This is a genomic window from Ancylobacter polymorphus (assembly GCF_030813495.1).
GTDB lineage: Bacteria > Pseudomonadota > Alphaproteobacteria > Rhizobiales > Xanthobacteraceae > Ancylobacter > Ancylobacter polymorphus.
This window is the reverse complement of sequence record NZ_JAUSUI010000007.1, coordinates 1-25,211: the sequence shown is the minus strand read 5'-3', so window position 1 is coordinate 25,211 and position 25,211 is coordinate 1. Positions and strand designations below refer to the sequence as shown.

The window sequence follows — 25,211 nt, the reverse complement described above, 5'->3', positions numbered from 1 at the left end:
GCTCAGGCTCCCATGGCCGGCACGCCGACAAACATGGCGCCCCGGCGATAGGGCCGGCTGCCGGCATAGATCCGCCCGGCCCCGGCGCAGAGCTCCGCCATCAGCGCGTCGACGGCGGGCTCCCGGCCCCTCGCTCCCTCGCCCAGTTCCACGGCGACGCCCCGATGGGTGATGCGGCAGCGCAGCGTGCCGCCGCCGGTAAGCGCGGCCAGCCGGCGCTCCGCCAGCTCGACAAAGGCGAGGTCGTCCGCATCGATGGCGATCCCGGTCTCGACCCGGCTGGCGAGGCAGGGCTGCGCCGGCAGTTCGGCCACCGCGCCGAGGCCGAGGTCACGGGCGAGCGCGCGCACATCGGCCTTGGTCAGCCCGGCCTCGATGAGGGGGTGCACCACGCGCCGCTCCGCGGCGGCAATCAGGCCGGGGCGATAATCGCCGAGATCGTCGAGATTGGCGCCTGACGCGATCGGCCGGTCGGTCAGACCGGCAATGCGATCATAGAGATTGGTCTTGCAGAAATAGCAGCGGTCCACCGGGTTGTCGCGGTAGCGGGCATCGTCAAACTCGCCGGTTCCGGTAACGATCAGCTCCCAGCCCTGCGCGGCCGCCATCGCCCGCACCCGCGCCGTCGCGTCTGCCGGCACCGCCGGGGAGACGGCGTGGATAACGGTGAGCGGCAGGCCATGGGTATGCACGAAGCTCGCCAGGGTCAGCGAATCCACCCCGCCGCTCACCGCCACCGCGAGAGCGGGGAAGCGGCCGAGCACGCGCGCCAGCCGGTCGGCCGGCATCGCCACCGCGTCACTCATCGCCGTGCTCCGCCCGCTGCTTTAGCGCCCGCCGCGCCGCCAGCGTGTCGCCGGTGAGCGCGTCGCTCTCCGCCTTCACCGTGTCGCCGCCCGGCCGCTCTGCCCGCTTCACCGCCACGCCCGCCACCTCTCCTGCCGCGCGGGGAAGGACGAGCCGCCGCTCTTCGCGCCGCCGCAGGCCGAGCGTCGAGGTCTGGGCGAAGCAGGCCTGCGCCACTGCCTCCGCGCTGTCCGGCCGCACCAGCAGCCGCAGCGCCACCATGGGCCGCCCCTTCTTGCCGAAGCGCGGACCGAAACTGGCATCGAGCACGCCCGGCTCACCGCGCAGGAGCTCCATCGCCGTGCCGATCTCCTCGCCGGTCATGTCGTCGATCTCGCATTCCAGAACGGTGACCACCTCCGTCTCGTCCGCCACCGGCTCGAACACCAGTGCCCGCAGCACATTGGGCAGGCCGGGCAGGTCACGCGTGCCCGCCCCTGTGCCGGAGGCGACGAGCCGCCCGCCGGCGGGCGGATCTGAGCGCGCCAGATGCTTGAGGATCGCCGCGCCGGTCGGAGTCACCCGTTCGCCGGAGACGCCATCGTCGCGCCAGTCGAAACCTTCAAGGAGAGCGGCGGTGGCCGGAGCCGGCACCGGGAGCAGCCCGTGTTGCGTTTTCACCAGACCGGCGCCGAGCGGCAATGGTGAGACGGTCCACGCCGCGCCTTCCAGCGCCGCCGCGAGGCTGCCGGCGGCGACCACATCGAGTAGCGAATCCCAATCGGCGATTTCGTGGAAATGCACCTCCTCGACCGGCACGCGGTGCAGGACGGATTCGGCCTGCGCGATGAGGCCGAGGATCGCCAGCGCATGGACGGAAGTCCCCGCACTCAGCCGCGCCGCCTCAATCCGCGCGACCATGTCGCGATAGGTGCCGGCGCCGTGGATGTGGGAGTGATGATGAGCCGGCTTACCCCCTTCGCGCGCGCCCTCATCTCCGGGCTTGATCTGGGGACCCAGCGCTTCCACGAGACCCGCAGGCGAAGTCTGGGTGGCCGGGTCAAGCCCGGCCATGAGGGCTAAAGAAGGGTGAGCGCTGTGGGTGTGGGAATGGGAATGGGAATGCCCGCCTTCCAGCCCGAAGCGCCGCACAGCGAGGCCCCCGCTCAGCCCCGCGCGCAGGAATGGCGTCCCGACCCCTTCCGGCAGCACGGCGCGGGCATCCGCCAGCACGCGTGGGGCGAGACCGGGGAAGGCATCCAGCAGCGCGGCGACGAACATGTCGCCGGCGACGCCACCCACCGCATCGAGATGGATGCGTCTCACGCCGCCTGAGGTCACGCCGCCGCCTGCTGTTCCCGGCACACCGGAATCACATAAGGTCCCTCGGGAATGATCGCGAGCGCGCTGTCGCCGGAACGCTTCAGGCTCGCCGCGATCGCCGCATCGAGGTCGGGCACGATCTCCACCGCGGTGATGCGCCGCTCCTCTTCGGTGAGCCCGGTGGTGTAGAGCTGGATGCGGCCCACGCGCATGGGCTTGAGCTGCATCTCGGTCTGCCACTCATCGACATCGGCCAGCGTCTTGGCGGTCAGCGTGGCGAGAAAGCGCTCGGGCCCGAGCTCTACCAGCCGCGCCTGAGCGGCGCGGAATTCCTCACTGCCAAAGCCCTCCGAACATTCGGAGGCGATGATCAGTGTGCCGCCGGGCTCCAATATGTCGAGCGGCGTCACCATGCCCTTCACCGTCTGATAATAGGTCTTGTCCAAGGGATAGCCGGCTGAAGATGTCACCACCGTGGCATAGCGGCGCGGCGTCTCGATGATGGTGGCGCCCTCGACGAAATCCACCGCCGCGAGATGGCTGGCGATGATCTCGCCGAAAGAGACGAAGACGAGGTCGCGTTCCTCGTCCAGCACCGTGTTCAGCGCATAGACATCGCCGAGCTTGCGGACGATCTCCAATTGCTCCTCATGCAGTGGATTACCAATGAGGTTGCATTGCACCGCCAGCGGGTCTTCCATGAAGCGGGCGGAATGGAAGGTGCGGATGGTCTGGTGCCCGGCGACGCCCGGCGCCACCACCTTGCGCCCGCCGGACCAGCCGGCCATGAAATGCGGCTCCACCAGCCCGGTGGCGATGCGCAGTTCGGCGTCCACGAAGCGACGGTCGATAAAGACAGGCGTGCCGCGCGTTGGAGTGGGACCGAGATCGACATGGGCCGCCTCGTCGCGGGCGAAGTGATTCTCGACCCTTACCGTCGCCAGCACCCAGGGATCGCCGACGAGTTCGGCGAGCTCGTCGCCCTCATTCGGCCGGTGCAGGCCGGTCGCCACCAGCACGGTGATGCCGTCGGCGGGGATGCCGGCCGCCAGCAGCGTCTCGATCATCGGCCGCAGGAACAGCCGGTTCGGCACCGGGCGGGTGATGTCGCAGATGAGGATGCAGGCGCTCTTGCGCCCGCTGGCGAGGGCGGCGAGCGGGGCCGAATCGATGGGGTTGTCGAGCGCATGGCGGATCGCTGCGGCATTGTCCGGCAGCTTCGGCAGCGTCGCCTTGCGCAGCACGGTCGGCTTCGCCCCCGGCGGAAGGGTGAGGTGCAGCGCGCCGCGCCCAAAGGCGAGTTCGAGACCCGTGTCAGACATGGCCGATCCTTCAACTCCACGCGCGGCCACAGATCCACCTTCCGGCCGCCTCGCGGGTGAGGATATCCCGCCGCCGCCCGCGCATAAACCCGCAAGCGGGTCACGAAGCCGAAGGCGCGGCTCAGATCACGATGACAGCCGGCGCCCCCTCTCTCACCCGGCCGATGCGGGCGGCACGGGGGAAACCGGCGGCGCGGATCTCGGAAAGCACCCGCTCCACTGCGTCCGGCGCCACCGCCACCAGCAGCCCGCCCGAGGTCTGCGGGTCGGTGAGCAAATGCCGCTCCGCCTCCGGCAGCCCGTCGGGCAGGCGCACCCCCTCGCCATAGCTCGCCCAGTTGCGATGCGAGGCGCCGGTGACGAACCCCGCCTGCGCCAGCGCGCGGGCCTCGCCAAGCAGGGGCAGCGCCGCCGCCTCGATCTCCAAGGCGAGCCCCGAGCCCCGCGCCACTTCCAGCCCATGGCCGAGAATGCCGAAGCCGGTCACGTCGGTGACCGCATGCACAGCCGCGTCCCGGCCCAATGCGGTGCCGACACGGTTCAGCGTCGTCATCGAGGCGATCATCTCGTCATAGGCGGCGGGCGGGAGCTTCTCCTTCTTGAAGGCGGCGGAATAGATGCCGACGCCCAGCGGCTTGGTCAGGATCAGCGCGTCGCCGGCGAAGGCGGTGCTGTTCTTGCGGATCTGCTCCGGCCGCGCCGTGCCGATCACCGCCAGCCCATAGATCGGCTCCGGCGCATCGATGGAATGGCCGCCCGCCACCGGAATGCCCGCCTCGGCGGCGATGGAGGCCCCGCCTTTCAGTATCTCCCGCACCATGCCCGGTTCCAGCTTTCCGAGCGGCATGCCGAGAATGGCCAGCGCCAGCAACGGCCTGCCGCCCATGGCGTAGACATCGGAAATGGCATTGGCGGCGGCGATGCGGCCGAACTCAAAGGGATCGTCCACCATCGGCATGAAGAAGTCGGTGGTGGCGATCAGGCAGGTGTCGTCGTCGAGCTGGTAGACCGCCGCGTCGTCGCCGGTCTCGGTGCCGACCAGCAGCCGGGTGAAGCCGGCGCTGGAAGGCTGTTCGGCCAGCAATTCGCGCAGCACCGAGGGCGCCAGCTTGCAGCCGCAGCCCCCGCCATGGGCGAGGCTGGTGAGGCGGAACGGGGCGGCAGGGGTGTCGAGCATGGCACGTCTTCCTTTTGGCACACACGGGCGCGGCAATCGTCTGCGTCCTTCGAGGCCCGGCTTTGCCGGGCGCCTCAGCATGACGGCAGCCCCAGACGCCCGTCATGCTGAGGAGCGGGGCAGCGCCCCGCGTCTCGAAGCACGCAGGCCCTCACGCCGCCACTTCGCTCGCCTTGATCACATAGGCGAAGGCGTCGGGGTCGAGACAGTCATGGCGCAGGCTGGCGACTTCCGCCTGCGGGTACATAAGAAAGCCGAGCTTGGGCCCGGAGGAGCCCGGCAGGGCGATGTCGTGGCCGTCATTATAGGCGAGCCAGTTGCCCTCCCATGAGCCGAACAGCGCCTTGCGCGCCGCCACGACCTTGGCGTCGTCGAGCGCGTTCTTGCCCGGCGGTTCCTCCAGCACGACCTTGCGCACATCCGCGGGGTCGGCCGGCACCCAGCCGAATCCTTCCAGCCACACCTCGGCGCGGCAGTGCTGCGCCTTGGAAATGGTCGGCGAATTGGCGCCGAGGCTCTTATAGCCGAAGGCCGAGGGCGCCACGCGGATGCCGTAGAGATCGCGGGCGGGAATGCCGGCGGCACGGTTCAGCCCGACGAACAGCGCGTTGAGATCGGCACATTTGCCGCCGAGATTGCCGCTCGCCAGCAGCGAGGCGACATCGCCCGTGCCGCAGCCGCGCGTCGCGGCGTTGCGATAGGTGTTCTCCACCACCCATTCATAGATCGCGCGGGACTTCTCAAGGTCCGAGGTCTTGCCGGCGGTGATCTTGTCGGCGGTGGCCTTGACGATGCCGTCCGTGGGGATGAGGTCGGTGCTTGCCAGGAACAGCGCCCGCTCCTCGCTCGACAGCGCCGCCACCTTCCCGGGCGCAGCGAAATCGGTGGCGCGGTCACGGGTGGAAAAGCGCGAGGTGATCTCGACACTGGGCTTTTCCTCGCCCGGCGCCCAGGTCAGATGCAGCATCTGCGCGCCGTAATGCGGGTCCTTCACCACTTCCGCCGTGACGGCATTGGTCTTCCAGGTGCTGTCCCCCGGCTTCATCCAGTCGGAAGCGGTGTAGGAGGGCAGCGGCACCCAAGCCTGGGCGGGGCCGGACTTACCTTCCACCGGCTTCACATCGAGCACCGTCACCACCTCGAAATCACGCCATTTGCCCGGCTTTGGCGCAAAAGCAGCGGCGGCGGCCGGGCCGGCGGCCTGGGCGAGGGCGGCGTGCGGGGCGGCGGCAATGGCGGCAAGGGCGACGCCAGTCTTGAGGAAGTCACGGCGAGTGGTCATGGCGCATTCTCCCGGGATTCATCCATGTTAAGCGGGGGCAGCCGCGCGCCATCCGGCGCAGCGGCGGGGTCGGCGAGCGTGTCGAGCAGGCGGTCGGCGGCCGGGTCGTCCCAATCCACCGGGCCGTCGGCGTAAAGGCGCAGCATGTGCGACGCGTCGAGCACGAAGGTCGCGGGCAGGCCGGCGACCTTCCACGCCTTCAGCGCGGCGCGGTCCTCGTCCAGCAGCACGGGGAAGGGCACAGGCTGCCTGGCGAAGAAGCGCCGCACCCGCACCGGCACCTCGCCCACATCGACGGCGAGAAGGACGAGCGGGCCTTTCCCGCGTCGGTCGGCAAGCCGCGCAAGGCCCGCCATCTCGTCGCGGCAGGGCGCGCACCACGTCGCAAAGAAGTGAACCAGCACGGGCCGCCCGTGCAGCGCCGCGAGGCTCCGCGGCCCATGTTCAAGTGAGGGCAGTTCCAGCGGCGGCGGTGCTGCGCCCAGTGACAGCGGCGCGCCGGCATGAGCGGGCAGCCCTTCCGCCAGCGCCCATGACGCAAGGGAAGCAACAGCCGCCAGCAGGATGAGGTTCTTTCCGCCCCGACACGCGGGAGCCGCAGAAGCGAGCACAGCGACAATGCTGCGCCGGGGGCGGTAAATCGTCAATCGGCCCTTGGAAGAAACCCGAATTGGTTGCAGCGCAACATATCGGGATCGCACGGCAACATCACGAACGAACTGAAATCACACGACTTTTTGTTTCCGCCCTGACCTTAAGTCTGTTTGACATTGGAGGAGCTAAAAAATAGCCTTGCGATTGGGAAAGCCTATCGGGCGATGGGCTTTGTGACGAGAAACGGGAGGGCCACGATGAATATGGAGCTCTCGCGCCGTACGTTCCTCAAAACGACGGGGGCCGGCCTTGCCGGTACCACGTTGGGTGCCTTCGGCTTCAGCGAGGCGGAGGCGGCCGTCGCCGCTGACGTGAAGCCGTTCCACCTGGTGAACACTACAGAAGCGCGAAACACCTGCACCTACTGCTCCGTCGCCTGCGGCATCATCATCTATTCCAAGGGTGATCTGCGCAAAGGCGAGAAGGCCGACATCGTCCATATTGAGGGCGACGCCGACCATCCCACCAATCGCGGCACGCTCTGCCCCAAGGGCGCAGCGCTGCGCGACATCGTGAAGTCGCCGACCCGGCTGACCCAGCCGATGATCCGCAAGGCCGGCTCCAACACATTCGAGGCGATCTCCTGGGACGCGGCGCTCGACAAGATCGCCCGCGCGATGAAGGACGACCGCGACGCCAATTTCGTCGCCACCAATTCAGACGGGGTGACGGTCAATCGCTGGCTCACCACCGGTTTTCTCGCGGCTTCCGCGACCACCAACGAGACGGCGTTCGCGACCTACAAGGTCGTGCGCTCGACCGGCATATTGGCGTTCGATAACCAAGCGCGTGTCTGACACGGCCCGACGGTGGCGAGTCTCGCCCCAACTTTTGGCCGTGGAGCAATGACCAACGCCTGGACGGACATCAAGAACACCGACCTCGTGGTCATCATGGGCGGCAATGCCGCCGAAGCCCATCCGTGCGGATTCAAATGGGTCACCGAGGCGAAAGCCAACCGTGGCGCCAAGCTCATCGTCGTCGACCCGCGCTATAACCGCTCGGCGTCGGTGGCGGATTTCTACGCGCCGATCCGCCAGGGGTCGGACATCGTCTTCCTCATGGCCCTGATCAATCACTGCATCAGCCACGACAAGGTGCAGTGGGACTATGTGAAGCCCTTCACCAATGCCAGCTTCGTGGTACGCGAGGGCTATGGCTACCAGGACGGGCTGTTCACCGGCTATGACGAGGAAAAGCGCGACTACAACCGCGACAGCTGGGAGTACGAGATCGGCCCGGACGGCTATGCCGTGGTCGACGAGACGCTGCAGAATCCGCGCTGCGTGTGGAATCTGCTGAAACAGCACGTCGCCATCTACACGCCTGAGATGGTGGAGCGTGTCTGCGGCACACCGAAGGACGCCTTCCTCAAGGTGGCCGAGATGGTGGCGGAATGCTCGACGCCGACCAAGACCATGACGAGCATGTACGCGCTCGGCTGGACGCAGCATTCCAAGGGCGCGCAGAATATTCGCGGCATGGCGATGCTCCAGCTCATCCTGGGCAATATCGGCGTGCGCGGCGGGGGCATGAACGCCCTGCGCGGCCATTCCAACATCCAGGGGCTGACGGATCTCGGGCTGATGAGCAACCTCATCCCCGGCTATCTCAACATCCCCACCCAGAAGGAACCGGACTTCACCACCTACATGTCGACGCGGGCCTTCAAGCCGCTGCGGCCGAACCAGACCAGCTACTGGCAGAACTACCGCAAGTTCTTCGTCAGCTTCATGAAGTCGATGTACGGCCCTGCCGCCACCAAGGAGAACGACTGGGCCTACAGCTACCTGCCCAAGCTCGATGTCGCCAGCTACGACGTGCTGCGCGTCTTCGACATGATGAAGCAGGGCAAGGTGAACCTCTATTTCTGCCAGGGGTTCAACCCGCTGCAGGCTTTCCCCGACAAGGGCAAGCTCGCCGCCGGCCTCGCCAAGCTGAAGATGCTGGTCATCATGGACCCGCTGGAAACCGAGACCGCCCGCTTCTGGGAGGATCACGGCACCTTCAACAAGGTGAGCCCGGCGGACATCAAGACCGAGGTGATCCAGCTTCCCACCACCTGCTTCGCCGAGGATGAGGGCTCGCTGGTCAATTCCGGCCGCTGGCTGCAATGGCACTGGCCCGGCGGCTCGCCTCCCGGCGAGGCGAAGACCGACATCTGGATCATGGCGCAGATTCATCTGCGGCTGAAGGAGCTGTACAAGAAGGAAGGGGGCGCCTTCCCCGATCCGATCGTCAACCTCAACTGGTCCTATAAGGACCCCGGCGAGCCGACGCCGGAAGAGCTGGCGAAGGAGATGAATGGCTCGGTGCTGGTCGACGTCTTCGACCCCGCCGACCCGACCAAGAAGATCCTGGAGGCCGGCAAGCAGCTGTCCGGCTTCGGCCAGATGCGCGACGACGGCACCACCGCGGGCGGCTGCTGGATCTTCTCCGGCTGCTGGACCGAGGCCGGCAACATGATGGCACGGCGGGACAATTCCGATCCCGGCGACGCCGGCATGTTCCTCAAATGGTCGTTCTCCTGGCCGGCGAACCGGCGCGTGCTCTACAACCGCGCCTCCTGCGACCTCGACGGCAAGCCCTGGGACCCCTCGCGCAAGCTGATCGAATGGGACGGCGCCAAATGGACCGGCTACGACGTGCCGGACATCGCCCCCACCGCCAAGCCGAGGGATGTCGGCCCCTTCATCATGAACCCCGAAGGCACCTCGCGCCTGTGGGTGCGCAAGATGATGCGGGACGGGCCGTTCCCGGTGCATTACGAGCCGTTCGAGAGCCCGGTCGCCAATGTCATCGCGCCGAAGATCCGCGGTAACCCGGTGGCGCGCGTGTTCAAGGACGACTGGAAGAGCTTCGCCGATATCGGCGATCCCAACTTCCCCTATGCCGGCACCTCCTACCGTCTCACCGAGCATTTCCACTACTGGACCAAGAACAACCATGTGAACTCGGTCCTGCAGCCGGAACAATTCGTCGAGATTTCCGAGGAACTGGCGAAGGAAAAGGGCATCGCGCTCGGCGGATGGGTGCGGGTGTGGTCGAAGCGCGGCGAGCTTTACGCCAAGGCGGTGGTCACCAAGCGCATCAAGCCGATGACCATCGACGGCAAGACCGTGCACATCGTCGGCGTGCCGATCCACTGGGGCTTCGTCGGCTCGGCCCGCAAGGGCTTCCCGGCCAACACGCTCACCCCCTTCGTGGGCGACGCGAATATCGAGACCCCGGAGTTCAAGGCGTTCATGGTCAACATCGAGCCCTCCACCGGGCCGGTGGTGGCATAGGGAGGCGGCATCATGTTTCCTGCGATCCCCAATCCCAACGTCGCCACCGACGCCGCTGCGCCGCGCTTCGGCGAGAAGGACATTCTCCGCCGCAGCGCCTCCACGGTCACACCGCCCGCAACGCGGCTGACAGAGGTGGCCAAGCTGATCGATGTCTCCAAATGCATCGGCTGCAAGGCGTGCCAGGCCGCGTGCCTGGAATGGAACAACCTCACCGAGGAGATCGGCTTCAACCACGGGATCTACACCAATCCCATGGACCTGACGCCGGACACCTTCACCCTGATGCGCTTCACCGAATGGGTGAATCCCGAGACGGAAAATCTCGAATGGCTCATCCGCAAGGATGGCTGCATGCATTGCGAGGATCCGGGCTGCCTCAAGGCCTGCCCGGCCCCCGGCGCCATCGTGCAATATTCCAACGGCATCGTGGATTTCCAGCACGACAACTGCATCGGCTGCGGCTACTGCATCAAGGGCTGCCCGTTCAACATCCCGCGCATCTCCAAGGTCGATCACACCGCCTATAAATGCACGCTCTGCTCCGACCGTGTCGCGGTCGGCCAGGGCCCGGCCTGCCAGAAGGCCTGCCCGACCCAGGCCATCGTCTTCGGCACCAAGGACGAGATGAAGGAGTGGGCGGATTTCCGCATCAAGGACCTGAAATCGCGCGGCTTCGAGAATGCCGGCCTCTACGACCCGCCCGGCGTCGGCGGCACCCATGTGATGTATGTCCTCCACCACGCCGACACGCCGTCCATCTATGCCGGCCTGCCGGACAATCCGCGCATCTCGCCCCTCGTCGACGCCTGGAAGGGCGTGACGAAATATGTCGGCCTCGCGGTAATGGGCTTCGCCGCCGCCGCCGGCTTCCTGCACTATGTCGTCGCCGGGCCGAACAAGGTCTCGGAGGAGGATGAGGAGAACGCCGAGCGGCTCGCCGACGGCGCCCCGCCGCCGACACCCGCCGGCCCTGTCGAGAGGAGGACGCCATGAGCGCCGGCAAGCTCAAGACCCATGCGGCCGAGGATGTGGAACCGGGCGACGCCGTGCGCCCGGGCCACCCGGTCGAGGTGTCGCGCTACACGGTCGGCGCGCGCATCAACCACTGGATCACGGCGCTGAGCCTGATCCTGCTGGCGCTGTCGGGCCTTGCTCTGTTCACGCCGAGCCTGTTTTTCCTCACCGGCCTGTTCGGCGGCGGTCAGTGGACGCGGGCCATCCATCCCTGGATCGGCGTGGTGCTGTTCTTCTCCTTCGCCGGGCTGTTCCTGCGCTTCTGGCGGGCCAACCTGCCGGCGCGCGAGGACGGCACCTGGCTCGCCCGCATCAGCGATGTGCTGCGCGGGCGGGAGGAGCGTCTGCCGGAGATCGGCAAGTACAATGCCGGCCAGAAATTCGTCTTCTGGGGCATGTCGGCGCTGATCGTCATCCTCATCGCCAGCGGCGTGGTGATGTGGGACCAGTATTTCTATCCCTATACCAGCATCGAACAGAAACGCGTCGCCATCCTCGTCCATTCCATCGCGGCGGTGGCGATCATCTGCGTGTGGATCATCCACGTCTATGCCGCCATCTGGGTCAAGGGCACCATCGGCGCCATGACGCGAGGCAAGGTGACGGGCGGCTGGGCGTGGCGGCACCACCGCAAATGGCTGCGCGAGCTGGTCGGCACCCGGCCGGGCAAACGCCCGCCGACACCGGCGGAATAGGCCTCCCCCGCTTTCGTGCCCGCCCCGGACGCCGACCTGTCCGGGGCGGGGCCCTTCCGTTCCACGTGGCCCGTGCGGTTCGTGAGGTCAGCATGTCGCAGAACCTTCAGCCCGATCCCAGCGTGATCGGCACTGTGTCCACCCCGCCCTTCGCGGTGCTTCCCGATCCCGCGCATCTGTTCGGTGTGCGGGCAAGGCGGTTGCGCACCTATGCGGCGGTGAGCCCGCTCAAGCCCTATCTCGATTTCGTCGCCGGCCTCATCGAAGCCCAGCAGGCCATCGTGCCGGCCTTACCGCCCGTGGAGCCGCCGGACCCGGAGCATCTGGAGCGCGCCCGCGCCTTCGAGATGCCGGCGCTGGATCGCGCGGCCACCCTGCTGGACGACACGCTGGAGGCGACGCTCGACCAATTGTTCGACGCCGCGGCCGGTGTGGCGATGCCGGAGGAAGCCGCCGCCGCCCTCACCCGCGTGCGGCGCGCCGATGGCGCCGAGCGCGCGCAGATGGTGCGCGACGTGCTGGCGCATGACCTGCCGGTGGAACGGCTCGCCGAGCATGTCTATATCGCCAGCGCCCTGCAGGTGCATTTCGCCCGCCTCGCCGCGACACTCGACGCGAAAAAGCTGGTGCCGGTGGGCGATGGCGTCTGTCCCGCCTGCGGCGGCCCGCCGGTGGCCTCGCTCATCGTCGAATGGCCGAACGCGCATGGCAATCGCTTCTGCGCCTGCTCGCTCTGTTCCACCCTGTGGAACTATGTCCGCATCCGCTGCTGCGCCTGCGGTACCACCAAGGGCATCGGCTATCAGGAAATCGACGGAAGCCCCGGCACGGTGAAAGCGGAAACCTGCGACGAGTGTCGCACCTATGTGAAGGTGATGTACCAGAACAAGGATGTCACCATCGAGCCGGTCGCCGACGATATCGGCACGCTGGGCCTCGATCTGATGATGCGGCAGGGACCTTACCGCCGCGCGGCCTTCAACCCGTTTCTGCTCGGCTATTAAGGGGGGCGGCCATGGACGCGCCCTCCCGCCCCGCCGCCCCCTCCCCGCGCGACCTGCCCTCGGTCGACCGCGTGCTCGCCACTCCCACGGGCCAGGAAGCCGTGGAAGCGTTCGGCCGCGCCCCCACCACGTCAGCCATCCGCGCCGCGCTGGACGAGGTGCGCGCCTGCCTGCTGGCGGGCAAGCTCGCCGCCCTGCCCTCCGCCGATCATGTGGCGGCGGCGGCGGCCGAAGCATTGGAACGGCACGCGCGTTCGCGCCTGCGCCCGGTGTTCAACCTCACCGGCACGGTGCTGCACACCAATCTCGGCCGCGCGCTGCTGGCGGAAGAGGCGGTGGAGGCGGCCACGAGCGCCATGCGCGCCGCCGTGGCGCTGGAATATGATCTCGCCACCGGCAAACGCGGCGAGCGCGACGACCATGTGCGCGGTCTGCTGATCGAACTCACCGGCGCGGAAGACGCCACCGTCGTCAACAACAATGCCGCGGCCGTGCTGCTGGTGCTCAACACGCTCGGCCTCGGCCGCGAGGCCATCGTCTCGCGCGGCGAACTGATCGAGATCGGCGGCGCCTTCCGCATGCCGGACATCATGGCCCGCGCCGGGGTGACGCTCGTCGAGGTCGGCACCACCAACCGCACCCATCCCCGGGACTATGCCGGGGCCCTCAATGACACTACAGGGCTGGTGCTGAAGGTCCACACCTCGAACTACCGCATCGAAGGCTTCACCAAGGAGGTGCCGGCGCGCGAACTGGCGGGCATCGCCCACGCCAAGGGCGTGCCTCTGGTCAACGATCTCGGCTCCGGCACGCTGTTCGATCTCGCCCGGATCGGCCTCGCCCATGAGCCGACGGTGCGCGAAGCGGTGGCGGAGGGGGCGGATATCGTCACCTTCTCCGGCGACAAGCTGCTCGGCGGGCCGCAGACCGGCTTCATCGTCGGCCGTGCCGACCTCATCGCCGCCATCAACAGAAACCCGATGAAGCGGGCGCTGCGGGTCGACAAGATCCGCCTCGCCGCGCTGGAGGCGACGTTGAAGCTCTACCGCGACCCGGAACGGCTGGCCGCGCGCCTTCCCACGCTGCGGCTCCTGGCGCGCAGGCGGGCCGAGATCGCCGCCCAGGCGCATGCGCTCGCCGAGCCCTTCGCCGCCGCTTTGGGCGACGCGTTCGACATCGAGATCGTCGACTGTTCCAGCCAGATCGGCTCCGGCGCATTGCCGCTGGAAACCCTGCCCAGCGCCGGCTTCGCCATCCGCCCGGCGGCGGAAGCCTCCGGCGGGCGGCTCAACGCGCTGGCGAGCGCATTGCGGGACCTGCCGGTGCCAATCATCGGCCGCATCAGCGAGGGCGCGCTGATTCTCGACCTGCGCTGCCTGGAAGACGAAGCCGGCTTCCTCGCCAGCCTCGCCGACATAAGGGGGCCGGCATGATCATCGGCACCGCCGGCCATATCGACCATGGCAAGACCGCGCTGGTCGGCGCGCTCACCGGCGTCGAGACCGACCGGCTGAAAGAGGAGAAGGCGCGCGGCATCTCCATCGATCTCGGCTTCGCCTATCTGCCCACCGAGGCCGGCACGCTCGGCTTCATCGACGTGCCCGGCCATGAAAAGTTCATCCACACCATGCTGGCGGGGGCGAGCGGCATCGATTTCGCCCTGCTCATCGTCGCCGCCGATGACGGGGTGATGCCGCAGACCCGCGAGCATCTCGCGCTCATCGACCTACTCGGCATCAATCGGGGGCTGGTCGCCCTCACCAAGGCCGACCTTGCGGACGCGGCGCGCCGCGCCGAGGTGGCGGGCGAAATCGCGGCGCTGCTGGAGGGCACGTCCCTCGCGGGCGCCGCCATAGTGCCGGTTTCCGCCCATACCGGCGAGGGAGTTGCGGCGCTGCGCGACGCGCTGGTCGCCGCCGCCCGCCGGTCCGAGACCCGCTCGGCAGAGGGGCGCTTCCGCCTCGCGGTCGACCGCAGCTTCACCCTGGCCGGAGCCGGCACCATTGTCACCGGCACGGTGCTTTCCGGCCGTGTCCGCGTGGGCGATCCGCTGGTCGTCAGCCCGTCCGGCCTGCCGGCCCGGCTGCGCTCGCTGCATGCGCAGAACCGCAAGGCGGAGGAAGGCCGCGCCGGCGAGCGCTGCGCGCTCAACCTCGCCGGCGAGTCGATCCGCGCCGAGGCGATCAAGCGCGGCGACCTCGTGCTCGACCCGACGCTGCACGCGCCCACCGAGCGCATCGACGCCACGCTCACGGTCCTGGCGGGCGAGCCGAAACCGCTCGGTGCCTGGTTCCCGGTCCGCTTCCACCATGGCGCCAGCGAGATCGGGGCGCGGCTGGTGCCGCTCTCGGCGGATACGCTCGCGCCGGGTAGCACCGGCCTCGTGCAGATCGTGCTGGAACGGCCGATCGCCGCCGCCGTGGGCGACCGTTACGTCATTCGCGACACCTCGGCGCAGCGCAGCATCGGCGGCGGCCGCCTCATCGACCTGCGCGCCCCCGCCCGCAAGCGGCGCCCGCCGGAGCGCCTCGCCCAGCTCGCGGCGCTGAGCCAGGCTGACCCGGACGCGGCGGTGTCCGGCCTGCTGGAGGTGGCGCCGTTCCATCTCGACCTCGCCGCTTTCGCCCGCGACCGGGCGCTGGGGGCGCAGGCGCCGGAGGCCATTGCCGCCCGGCTGAGGCTGGAGGTCCTCAATGAGGGCGAGACGCGCATCGCCCTCTCCCCCGCGCGTTGGGCGCTCTATACCGAGGCGCTGCTCGGCGAAATCGGCGGTTTCCACGCCGCAAATCCCGACCTTGCCGGCATGGGCGCGGAAAAGCTGCGCCTCGCGCTTGTCCCGCGCCTGCCCAAGCCGGTGTTCACCGAGGCGCTGCGCCGCCTTGGAGACAGCGGCGCGCTGGTGCGCGAGGGGGCCTGGGTGCGGCTTCCCGGCCATGAGGTGCGCCTCACCCCCCGGGACGAGGCGCTGTGGGAACGGATCGCCCCTTCGCTCACAGCGTCCGCCCGCTTCCGCCCGCCCCGCGTGCGCGATCTCGCGGCGCAGACCGGCGAGGCGGAGGCGGATATGCGCCGGCTAATGAAATTGCTGGCGCGCATGGGCAAGGTGGACGAGGTGGCGCACGACCATTTCTTCCTGCGTGCCACCGTGGCGGAGATGGTGGCGCTCGCCTGCGCCCTCGCCGAGGCGGTGCCGGGGCGGGAATTCTCCGCCAGCGCCTTCCGCGACCGGATCGAGCAAGGCGGCCACGCCGTCGGCCGCAAGGTGGCGATCCAGATCCTGGAGTTTCTCGACCGCCATGGCGTCACCCTGCGGCGCGGCGATCTGCGCCGCCTCAACCGCCACCGGCTGGACCTGTTCGGTGCGATCGACCACACTGATACGCCCGCCCCCGCCCGGGGCGCGGACATGCCTTATGGAAGAGCGTTACCTCCGGTGAGGTATCCGGACTTCAAATCCGGAAGGGGCCGCGAGCCGGTCCCTGGTGGGTTCGACTCCCACTCTCTTCCGCCATCTTCCCCGCCCGGCCTCGACCCGCCGCGTTAGAGCAGTTCCCGCAAAGGTGCTGAGCGGTTTGCGACAGGAAACGCGCGTAATCAGAGAGTTGGAGCATTTCCGGTGAATATGAATTCACCGGAAATGCTCCAACGCGGCCTGCGCCGGCCGGCTTTTGCGCATCCGCCCGCTCACCTGCCGGGTCGCGCAGGCGCGCACGCCCCACCGGAACTCGTCGCCGCGCATCTCAATATCGACCCGGCCGTCCTTGCGCGCTTCCCGCGCGGGCAGGTCGGCCTTCCGCCGGGCTGAAGCGTGGCGCCTGCCACGGCAAGGGGCGGGCGGAGCTGTCGTCCGTTCGCCCCGCCGGGCCTCACCCCATCGCCGGCGTCGGCGTGCCGGCAAGCTCGGCTTCCTCCGCCTCCAGTGCCGCGCGCTGGCGCCGTGCCGCCGCCGCATCCGCCCGCCGCTTGTAGATCTCGAAGGCGATGGCGCCGATCACCGTCACCGCCACGATCACCACGGCCAGCGCCGAGATGGCGGGTGTTGAGCCCTGCCGCACCCGCCCGGCGAGCACGGTGGTCAGGGTCTTGTCGGAAAGAATGGCGAAGGTGGTGGTGTTGTAATTCTCGAATGAGGAGAGGAAGGCCAGCACCGCCGCCGAGGCCAGAGCCGGCTTGAGGAAGGGCAGCAATATGTGGCGGAACACCTGCGGGTAACTCGCGCCGAGATCGAGCGCCGCCTCTTCCTGCGAGCGGTCGAAGCGCTGCAGCCGGGCGAGGATGATCAGCATGCAATAGGCGGAAATGAAGCTCGCCTGCCCCAGCACGGTGAGCACCACGCCGTCATAAAGGAAGCGCGTGCCGGTCTGCCCGGTGAACTGGCGCCAGAACACCACCGTCGAGATGCCGATGATGATGCCCGGGGTGAGCACGGGCGAGACCACGACGAGATAATAGAGCGAGCGCACGCGCGGCTGGATCTGCGTCATGATGATGGCGCCCGCCAGCCCGATGGGCACGGAGATGCACACCACCAGCAGGCCGATCCACAGGCTCATCTTCAGGCCCGTCATCATGTCCTGGTCGGCGAACAGCGCCGCGAACCAGTCCAGCGTCAGCCCGTCGATCGGCCACACCTGCGGGTATTGCGGGGTGTTGAAGGCGGAAACGCCCATCACCACCAGCGGCCCCAGCAGATAAAGGAAGAAGATCACCGTGTAGAGCGCGAACATCACCCGCTGGAACGGACCCGGAATCATCGCGTGATTTCTCCAAGGCTAAGCCGGAACGCCTTGAGCACCACCAGCACGAACAGGATGCAGCTCACCAGCAGTATGAAGGCATAGGCCGCGCCCTGCGGCCAGTTGAAGGCCTGGTAGAAGCGATCATAGACGATGGGGGTGAACCACAGCGTGCGCGGCCCGCCCAGCACCAGCGGCGCCGCCAGCGCGCCGGCGGTGAGCATGAACACCAGCGTGCAGCCGGAGGCGATGCCGGGCTTGGCGTGCGGCAGCACGATGAAGGCGTGAATGTGCCACCACGGCGCCCCAAGGTCCCGCGCCGCTTCCACCTGGTTGCGATCAAGGCTTTCAATGGCGTTGTAGAGCGGGAAGATCATCATCAAGAGATAGGCGTAGGACAGGCCCATATAGAGCCCGACATCGGCGCCGAGGAAGTCGATGGGCTCATGGGTCAGCCCGCTGCCCATCAGCAGCTGGTTGATGATGCCGCCGGAGGAGAGCAGCACCCGGAAGGCGAAGGCGCGCAGAATCTCGTTCACCCAATAGGGCAGGATCAGCAGCAGGAGCAGCACACGCAGCCGCGCCGCGCTCGCCGACTGCGCCATGTGGAAGGCCAAGGGGTAGCAGATGGCGAAATTGATCAGCGTGATGAGGATGCTGACCCCGATGGTGAGGAAGAAGGCCTTGATGTGCAGCCAGTTCCACTCCGCCGTGGAGGTGGTGGAGCCGAACAGGAAGTAGCGGTAATTCTCCAGCGTGTAGAGGTCTTTCGGCCCGCCCATCTGCGCCGGCGGCAGCTTCGGGCGGAACGACATGTCCACCATGGCGAGCTGCGGCAGCAGGATGATGAAGAAGGCCCAGAAGCCGACGGCAAGCACCAGATAGAGGCCGACGGCAAGACCGTTGCGCTGGAAGAAGCCCGGCCCGGTGGCAATGCCCCGGCGCCGCTCATAGGCGCTCAGCGCGAAGAACAGCACAACGACCGCCAGCGGCAGGCCGAAGATGAAGGCGAGGCTGCCATTCATCGTCCGTGCCCTTCCGGCAGGGCCAGCAGCAGCCCATCCTCGGGGGTGAAGCCGAGATGCAGCTCCTCGCCCGCCGCAGGCAGCGGCACGCCGCCACCAACGCTTGCCGTCACCTTCTGCCCGGTCTTCACCCGCAGCGTGATGTGGGAGACGCTGCCTTCATAGGCGACATCCAGCGTCTCGCCGGCGAAGCCGCTGGTGCCGCCATTGGCGTGAAGCCGCAGGACTTCCGGGCGCACGAACAGCAGCGCTTCCTGCCCCACGCTCAGCGCCACCGGGTTGCGCCCCTTGAGCGCGCCGAGCGGCGTATCGAGCGTGGCGAAGCCGTCTTCCACCGCGCTCACCCGCCCGCGAATGCGGTTGTTTTCGCCGACGAAGGAGGCGACGAAGGGCGTGCGCGGCTCGGCATAGACGGCACGCCCGTCGCCCACCTGCTCGATCACGCCGGCATTCATGACAGCGATGCGGTCCGACATGGTCAGCGCCTCGCCCTGGTCATGGGTGATGTAGATGAAGGTGATGCCCACCCGCTTCTGGATGGCGCGCAACTCCGCGCGCATGTGCTGGCGCAGCTTCAGGTCGAGCGCGGAGAGCGGCTCGTCGAGCAGCAGCACGGAGGGCTCGACGGCGAGCGCGCGAGCAATGGCGACGCGCTGCTTCTGGCCGCCGGAAAGCTCTGACACCTTTTTGTGGCCGTGCTCGGAAAGCGCGACCTGGATGAGCAGGGTTTTGACCTTCTCGTCGCGCTCGTGCCGGGGCACGCCGCGCACCCGCAGGCCGTAGCCGATATTCTCCGCCACCGTCATCATCGGGAACAGGGCGAGGTTCTGGAAGATGAGCGCGGTCGGCCGCTTGTTGGGGCCGATGCCCTTCATGTCCTGGCCACCGATCTTCACCTGTCCGCGCGTCGGCTCGATGAAGCCGGAAATGGTGCGCAGCAGCGTGGTCTTGCCGCAGCCGGACGGGCCGAGGAAGGAGAAGAACTCGCCCGGCTCGATGGTGAGGTTCGCGTCCCTGACGGCGACGAAATCGCCGAAGGTGACATTGACGCCCTCAAGCTCGACGGCAGCGGCCATGCGGATTTCCTGTACTTGGGGAAGAGGCGGGCGAACCGGCCGCCCGGTCGCCGCTCACGGCCGGGAGGACCCGGCCGCGAGTCGGCGCGTCAGCAGGCGGGGCTCACGCCGCCTTGAACTTCTCGGCGTACTGGGTGCGCAGTTCGGCGTACCAGGACGGCTCCGGCGGGCGACTCCAGAGGTTTTCCAGCGCATTGCCGGGATAGGCCTCGGCGAAGTTCTTCTTGGCGACCTCGGAGAGGAACTTGTCCGCGCCCTTCACGACCGGGTTGTAGCCCGAGCCGTCGGCGACGGCGGCGGAGGCTTCCGGCGTGTGGATGTAGTTGAGGAACTCATAGGCCTGGGCGACGTTCTTCGCGCCCTTGGTCAGCGACCAGCCGTCGACCCAGGCGATGGCGCCTTCCTGCGGCGCCATATAGGTGACGGGCTTGCCCTGCTTCTTCAGCGACAGCGCCGGGCCGTCCCAGGTCTGGCCGATGACGCAGCCATTTTCCATGAAGCCGGACTTGGTGTTGTCGGCGGAATCCCAGAACTGCTTGACCTGCGCCTTGTTCTCGATGGCGAAGGCGAGGATGGGATCGTAGATCTTCTTCATCGTCGCCTCGTCCTTGAAGGCGTCGAGCATGCGGTTCGACGGCAGCTTGCCGGTCTTGTCCCACCACAGGCCGATGCCGAGCAGCAGCGAGTGCGGGCGGCCCTGCATCTTGCCCTTGAATTCCGGGCTCCACAGCGTGCCGTAGCTCAGCTTGTCATAGGTCAGCGTGGCGAGGTCGGTGCGCCAGGCGATGGCTTCCGAGCCCCAGCAATGCGGCACATGGTAGAGCTTGCCGTCCCAGGTCCACACGCTGGTCGAGGCTTCCAGCATGGAGGGCAGCAGATTGTCGAGGCTGAGCTTGGAGGTGTCGTAGGGCGCCAGCACGCCCAGTTCCTTGAACTGCGGCGCGCGGTCGCGCGTGGGCGCGCACAGGTCGAAGCCTTCGCCGTCGGTGGCCTGCAGCTTGTTGATCTGCTCCTCATTCTGCGAGAACGGCGTGGTCTTCACCTTGATGCCGGTCTTCTTCTCGAAATTCGGGATGACCGGCGCGGGCAGTTCGTCGTCCCAGTTGAGCAGGCTCAGCTCGCCGGAGGAGGAGAAGGCGTCGCGCACCAGATAGGGCCCGGCGGCGGCCATGGTGCCGGCCGCGAGCGCGCCCTTGAACAGCACGCGGCGGGTGAAGCTGCGGGCGGCGAGCAGCGTCTCGATGGACGAATTGGTCGGCTCTGTCTTCTTCGTCACGGCGTTCCCCTCGGGATGGCATGGACCGGGGGATGGGGAGCATGAAATATGCCAGAGCCGCACGCCCGTCGCTGCGTTGCACAAATCCGACCGCGCCCTTGTCGAATCCCGACGCCGCGCCGCCATTGCCGCGCTTTTCAGCAGGCGATATTACCTCCCTGCACGCAAAACGGGCGCCACCCGCCCCTTCACCCCAGCGCGGCGAGAAGGGCGCCGGCCAGCGCGTGCAGGTCGTCGCGGTGGCCGGTGCGGCCGGAGGGCGCGTCCGTGGTCGAGGTCATGACCAGCGAGACGCCGCGCGCGGGCACCACATAGAGCATCTGCCCGCCATAGCCCCAGCCATAATGCGCGCGCGCGCCGTCGATCTCGCGCGTGAACCAACCATAGCCATAGGCGTCGCCGGTGAAGCGCGAGGCCGTGCGCGCCTGCCAGCATTGGGCGATCCAGTCGTGCGGGATCACCTGCTGCCCCGCCCGGTTGCGCCCGCCGTTGCGGCAGCACTCGGCGAAGGCGAGGAGGGAGGTCGGCCGCATCGCCATCTGGTTGCCGCCGAAATATACCCCTTGAGGGTCGCGCTCCCAATCGGCGATGGCGAAGCCCTCGATCGGGCCGAGCCAGTCGCGCGCGAGGGCCAGCGTCGAGCGTCCGCTCGCCCGTGTCAAAAGCGCCGAGACGAGGTGCGAGGACCCCGTGGAATAGAGCATCTGCCCGCCCGGCTCATCGACAAAGGGGCGCGCCAGCGCCGCGCGCACCCAGTTGGGGCTGGCGATCCACGCGCCATAAAAGGCGCCGGAAGTGCGCTCCAGCCCCGCCTGCATGGAGAGAAGGTTGCCGAGCGTGATCTCATGGAGGCGCGGGTCGGGGTCGGCGGGCAGCTCGGCCTTCAGCAGCGGGGCGATCTTCTGCTCCGGCCCTTCCAGCACGCCTTTATCGATGGCGATGCCGGCCAGCATGGCGAGAATGCTTTTCGAGGCGGATTTGATGTTGGCCGGCCGGTCCACCCGCCCGCTGCTGTAACCGCGCACGGCGAGCGTTTCGCCGTCCTTGGCGACCAGCACGGTGCGCAGCGGTTCGAGAGCGCCGGCGCGATCGAGCACCGCGTTCAGCGCGGGGGGCGCGGCGTCAGGCGCGGATGCGCCTTGCGCGAGGCCGAGGCGCGGAGCGAGCAGAAGCAGCGGAGCGGCAAGCAGGGAGCGACGGTGCATGCCGGAGAAGATAGGGCGGACGGAGGCGAGCGGTGGTCACGAAGGAGGGAGTGCCTTAAGCGCCCATCAGCGCCGCACTCAGCACATGTTTGAGACATTCACATACTGGTTTCTCTTTTGAGCCAAGCCTGAGCTTATTCAAATTACCCAGCTTCCGACTTTCAGCTGTATTAGCGTATCTGCGCTTTGCAGATTTCTCGATTTGCTTCAACAACTCCTTACCTTTAACGGTATTTTCGCAAAATCCGCCGAGTTCTCTCCAGCGCGCAGACGGCGCGCTACGCAAATTCAAATCAATTTGCGATACCGCGGAATAAAGAGCTGAATTGAAACTTCGCTCGACTTCATCTTTATCTAGCGATAGAACCGCATCCTTAATTAACTCATTCGCCTCGTCAATCGATATGTCGAGAACTTGCGATATGTGATCAGAGTTCACAAATGATGACTCGATATCGGAACCCGGAGTAATCCAAACGGGAACTGAATTAGAGTCATACTCCTTTTTCTTTTTCCATTCACCAATGTCTTCATCAGCCATAAAATCGCGATCGCGATGGATCACAATCGGTATACCCAAGGCCTTACGCAACTTGGAAACCGACTGACCAGACGGCAGCCCTCCAGTACCAAAGGTCGGCCAAATCAGTATTTTTCTGTGAAGATCAGGCCACTGAGATATAATTCCATCTAGCAAACTAAGCTTTTCATCCTCAGATATTATAATTAGTTCTTTATCTAGAGCGCCCCACCCCATACGAAGACGAACACGATTTTCGTCCTCGACTCTTATCGTGCCATTCTCAATCCAATGGACCTTCGTTTCCGCACCACACGCTCTGACAAGACTGGGTGAATGAGTGGATATTAAAAACTGAGTGTCGGGGAACTCTAAAGCCGCCTCTTCAATTGCCCGAATCAGAGCCTCCTGCGTGCCGGGATGGAGATGCGCGTCCGGCTCATCAATTAAAAGAAGTCGCGGCTTGAATGTCAGAAGATAAGCGAAAATTTGAACAACCTGAAGAAATCCAGTTCCAGCCATTTCAAGCGGCTTTCTCTGAAATTCAATAGAACGACCGGCGACAGCCATGTCGGGGGTCCAAAATTGAGCATCTATATTGACATCCCGAATTCTATCGAACTTAACCCAAAACCTGACGCCAGGAATAACTTTTTCGACCCATCTATTTAACTCAATAAGCTCCAAATGATTAGAGGCGGTATCATTATACTCAGCCAAATCTAGAAGAATATGACGAAGGACAGATCCACCTTCTCCGGATGCAGCCCTCCTCCGAAGGACAGGGGTTGCGAGCACAGTCTCGACCTCAGCCAGTCCAGCCAATCCTGGAATATAAGCAGTCTGTGGATTCTCTGCAGTCAGAGCACTTGCCAAGGGGCCGTCGATCGAGACTTTGACACCAGCATCATTTCGAGCTGCACTAATACTTATCCTAGTTTCTGAATCATGATCGTCTATGAATCCAACTTTTATTTTTGGCAGATCATCCTTGTTTTGTATTCGCTTCTTATGCGCCAATTCGAGAAAATCTCGACTTGGAACATAATCCATTCTTTCAAGAGTGACTTTTCCACTTCCATCCCTTAGGCGAGCACATCTAATCGACCAATGGAGAGCTTTCAGGATCGACGATTTACCTGATCCATTAGCACCAACCAATATTGTCACTGGACCGAGATCGACAGATATTTTTCTGTCCAATCGCATAAAATTCTCGACTGAGATGGTCTTTATCACCAGCAACCCACCAAGATGATTCGACTCACAATCTTGGTATGATGCTACGCGCCCTCTCTTATCTCAAGTCATACCGCGCCCTCACCCACCCCCCAGCACCAGATCGTCCCGGTGCACCATCGCCGTTCGGCCTTCGAAGCCGGTGATGGTGGCGATCTCGTCGGAGGAGTGGCCCTTGAGCCGTTCGGCGTGGTCGTGGTCATAGGCCACCAGCCCGCGCCCGACTTCCGCCCCGTCCGGCCCGCGCAGCACCACCGCGTCGCCGCGGGTGAATTCGCCCTCGATGCGCTTCACCCCCGCCGGCAGCAGCGAGGAGCCCCGGCGCAGCGCCGCCACCGCGCCGGCGTCGAGATGCAGCACGCCGCGCGGTTCCAGCGCGCCGGCGATCCAGCGCTTGCGCGAGGCCACCGGATTGGCCGGGGCGAGGAACCAGGTGCAGCGCGCCCCGGTCTCGATGGCGCGGATCGGGTTCTTCACCTTGCCGGAGGCGATGACCATATGCGCGCCCGCCGTGGTGGCGATCTTGCCGGCCTCGATCTTGGTCTTCATGCCGCCGCGCGACAGCTCCGTGCCGGCGCCGCCGGCCATGGCCTCGATCTCGGCGGTGATGCGCGGCACCACGGGGATGAGGCGGGCCTCCGGGTCCTCATTCGGCGGGGCGGTGTAGAGCCCGTCAATATCCGACAGCAGAATGAGCAGATCGGCGCTGGTCATGCCGGCGACGCGGGCGGCGAGCCGGTCATTGTCGCCATAGCGGATTTCCGAGGTCGCCACCGTGTCGTTCTCGTTGATGACGGGGACGACCTTCAGTTCCATCAGCTTCGCTATGGTGGAGCGGGCGTTGAGATAGCGCCGCCGTTCCTCGGTATCGCCCAGCGTGATGAGGATCTGCCCGGCGGCGACGCCCTCATGCGCGAGGGCTTCCGACCAGGCGCGCGCCAGCGCGATCTGCCCCACGGCGGCGGCGGCCTGGCTTTCCTCCAGCTTCAGCGCCCGGCGCGGCAGGCCCAGCACATTGCGCCCCAGCGCGATGGCGCCGGACGAGACCACCAGCACCTCCCGCCCCTCGCGGTGCAGCTGCGCCACATCTTCCGCCAGCGCCGCCAGCCAGGCATGGCGCAGCGCCCCGCGCGCCTGATCGACCAGCAGCGCCGAGCCCACCTTCACCACAATACGGCGGAAGGCGGAAAGCTGGGGCGCCGCCGGGGCGGCGTCGGAAACGGCAAGGGCGTCGGCGGCGGCGTCGGTCGAAAGGGTCATCGCGGCGGGCTTCGATCAGAGGGAAGACGGCGCGCTACATACGCCGATTTGGCCGGCAAGGCGCGGGAATTGTGGCTTCACCTCTCCCCGTGGGGGAGAGGTCGCCGCGCAGCGGCGGGTGAGGGGCAAGGCCGCACAGGGCCGGCGCGCCGAGGGCCGGCGCGCAGGGCCCCCCCCCCCCCCCCCCCCCCCCCCCCCCCCGGGGGGGGGGGGGGGGGGGGGGGGGCCCCTTGACGCCGCCCCGCCGGCGCCCTTCGCCCGCATCCCCCCGCTCGCGCCGGGCATGCGGATCGGGCTCTATGGCGGCAGCTTCAACCCCGCGCATGA

The 25,211-nt window shown here is 66.7% G+C and carries 18 protein-coding genes, 1 tRNA gene and 1 pseudogene; 7 read left to right on the top strand and 13 right to left on the bottom strand.

What is annotated here, in order from left to right; translation table 11 throughout:
• Positions 1–2 precede the first annotated feature (2 nt).
• The 6 genes from larE to J2S75_RS16540 all read right to left on the bottom strand — a co-directional run bounded on the left by larE (position 3) and on the right by J2S75_RS16540 (position 6,591).
• A complete protein-coding gene (larE, locus tag J2S75_RS16565; protein ID WP_370874160.1) occupies positions 3–806 on the bottom strand; it encodes an ATP-dependent sacrificial sulfur transferase LarE in 804 nt (267 codons plus the stop codon).
• Positions 799–2,127: a nickel pincer cofactor biosynthesis protein LarC gene (gene larC, locus J2S75_RS16560; protein WP_307021376.1), complete on the bottom strand. Its 1,329-nt coding sequence runs from the start codon at positions 2,125–2,127 to the stop codon at positions 799–801. Before larC ends, larE begins: the two co-directional genes overlap by 8 nt.
• On the bottom strand, positions 2,124–3,431 hold the full coding sequence (locus tag J2S75_RS16555; RefSeq protein ID WP_307021374.1) for a nickel-dependent lactate racemase family protein: 1,308 nt from the start codon (positions 3,429–3,431) through the stop codon (positions 2,124–2,126). Before J2S75_RS16555 ends, larC begins: the two co-directional genes overlap by 4 nt.
• 121 nt (positions 3,432–3,552) lie before the next feature.
• Positions 3,553–4,608, bottom strand: coding sequence for a selenide, water dikinase SelD (gene selD, locus J2S75_RS16550; RefSeq protein ID WP_307021372.1), 1,056 nt, complete (start codon positions 4,606–4,608; stop codon positions 3,553–3,555).
• Between the two features lie 151 nt (positions 4,609–4,759).
• Positions 4,760–5,890, bottom strand: a complete 1,131-nt coding sequence (locus J2S75_RS16545) for a transglutaminase-like domain-containing protein (protein WP_307021371.1) — start codon at positions 5,888–5,890, stop codon at positions 4,760–4,762.
• Complete coding sequence (locus tag J2S75_RS16540; RefSeq protein WP_307021369.1) at positions 5,887–6,591, bottom strand: redoxin domain-containing protein; 705 nt, start codon at positions 6,589–6,591, stop codon at positions 5,887–5,889. The genes J2S75_RS16545 and J2S75_RS16540 overlap by 4 nt, the downstream gene beginning before the upstream one ends.
• A gap of 150 nt (positions 6,592–6,741) precedes the next feature.
• On the opposite strand from J2S75_RS16540, the gene fdnG reads away from it, so the two are divergent.
• The 7 genes and pseudogenes from fdnG (at position 6,742) to J2S75_RS16505 (ending at position 16,058) form a co-directional block, all read left to right on the top strand.
• Positions 6,742–9,831, top strand: coding sequence for a formate dehydrogenase-N subunit alpha (gene fdnG, locus J2S75_RS16535; protein ID WP_307021367.1), 3,090 nt, complete (start codon positions 6,742–6,744; stop codon positions 9,829–9,831).
• Between the two features lie 12 nt (positions 9,832–9,843).
• Positions 9,844–10,827 (top strand): formate dehydrogenase subunit beta, encoded by a 984-nt coding sequence (gene fdxH, locus J2S75_RS16530; RefSeq protein ID WP_307021365.1) that lies wholly within the window; start codon positions 9,844–9,846, stop codon positions 10,825–10,827.
• On the top strand, positions 10,824–11,543 hold the full coding sequence (locus tag J2S75_RS16525; RefSeq protein ID WP_307021363.1) for a formate dehydrogenase subunit gamma: 720 nt from the start codon (positions 10,824–10,826) through the stop codon (positions 11,541–11,543). The genes fdxH and J2S75_RS16525 overlap by 4 nt, the downstream gene beginning before the upstream one ends.
• Positions 11,544–11,635: 92 nt before the next feature.
• Positions 11,636–12,547: a formate dehydrogenase accessory protein FdhE gene (gene fdhE / locus J2S75_RS16520; protein WP_307021361.1), complete on the top strand. Its 912-nt coding sequence runs from the start codon at positions 11,636–11,638 to the stop codon at positions 12,545–12,547.
• Between the two features lie 11 nt (positions 12,548–12,558).
• Complete coding sequence (gene selA / locus J2S75_RS16515) at positions 12,559–13,980, top strand: L-seryl-tRNA(Sec) selenium transferase (protein ID WP_307021359.1); 1,422 nt, start codon at positions 12,559–12,561, stop codon at positions 13,978–13,980.
• Positions 13,977–15,824 (top strand): annotated as a pseudogene (gene selB / locus J2S75_RS16510) (selenocysteine-specific translation elongation factor); the annotation flags it as partial. The gene selA and the pseudogene selB, both read left to right, overlap by 4 nt.
• Positions 15,825–15,962: 138 nt before the next feature.
• A tRNA-Sec gene (locus tag J2S75_RS16505) sits at positions 15,963–16,058 on the top strand.
• Positions 16,059–16,413: 355 nt separating this feature from the next.
• On the opposite strand, the gene J2S75_RS16500 is transcribed toward J2S75_RS16505, so the two are convergent.
• The 7 genes from J2S75_RS16500 to proB all read right to left on the bottom strand — a co-directional run bounded on the left by J2S75_RS16500 (position 16,414) and on the right by proB (position 24,884).
• Positions 16,414–17,301: an ABC transporter permease gene (locus tag J2S75_RS16500; protein ID WP_307021357.1), complete on the bottom strand. Its 888-nt coding sequence runs from the start codon at positions 17,299–17,301 to the stop codon at positions 16,414–16,416.
• Positions 17,298–18,308 carry an ABC transporter permease gene (locus J2S75_RS16495; protein WP_307021355.1) on the bottom strand — a complete coding sequence of 337 codons (1,011 nt, stop codon included), beginning with the start codon at positions 18,306–18,308 and terminating at the stop codon, positions 17,298–17,300. The genes J2S75_RS16500 and J2S75_RS16495 overlap by 4 nt, the downstream gene beginning before the upstream one ends.
• Positions 18,305–19,384 carry an ABC transporter ATP-binding protein gene (locus J2S75_RS16490; protein WP_307021354.1) on the bottom strand — a complete coding sequence of 360 codons (1,080 nt, stop codon included), beginning with the start codon at positions 19,382–19,384 and terminating at the stop codon, positions 18,305–18,307. Before J2S75_RS16490 ends, J2S75_RS16495 begins: the two co-directional genes overlap by 4 nt.
• Positions 19,385–19,487: 103 nt before the next feature.
• The gene (locus J2S75_RS16485; protein ID WP_307021352.1) at positions 19,488–20,660 is read right to left on the bottom strand and encodes an extracellular solute-binding protein; all 1,173 of its coding nucleotides are present in this window, start codon (positions 20,658–20,660) and stop codon (positions 19,488–19,490) included.
• Between the two features lie 188 nt (positions 20,661–20,848).
• The gene (locus J2S75_RS16480) at positions 20,849–21,865 is read right to left on the bottom strand and encodes a serine hydrolase domain-containing protein (RefSeq protein ID WP_307021350.1); all 1,017 of its coding nucleotides are present in this window, start codon (positions 21,863–21,865) and stop codon (positions 20,849–20,851) included.
• A 55-nt stretch (positions 21,866–21,920) separates the two neighbouring features.
• On the bottom strand, positions 21,921–23,624 hold the full coding sequence (locus tag J2S75_RS16475; protein ID WP_307021348.1) for an AAA family ATPase: 1,704 nt from the start codon (positions 23,622–23,624) through the stop codon (positions 21,921–21,923).
• Positions 23,625–23,705: 81 nt separating this feature from the next.
• A complete protein-coding gene (gene proB / locus J2S75_RS16470; protein WP_307021346.1) occupies positions 23,706–24,884 on the bottom strand; it encodes a glutamate 5-kinase in 1,179 nt (392 codons plus the stop codon).
• Positions 24,885–25,211 lie beyond the last annotated feature (327 nt).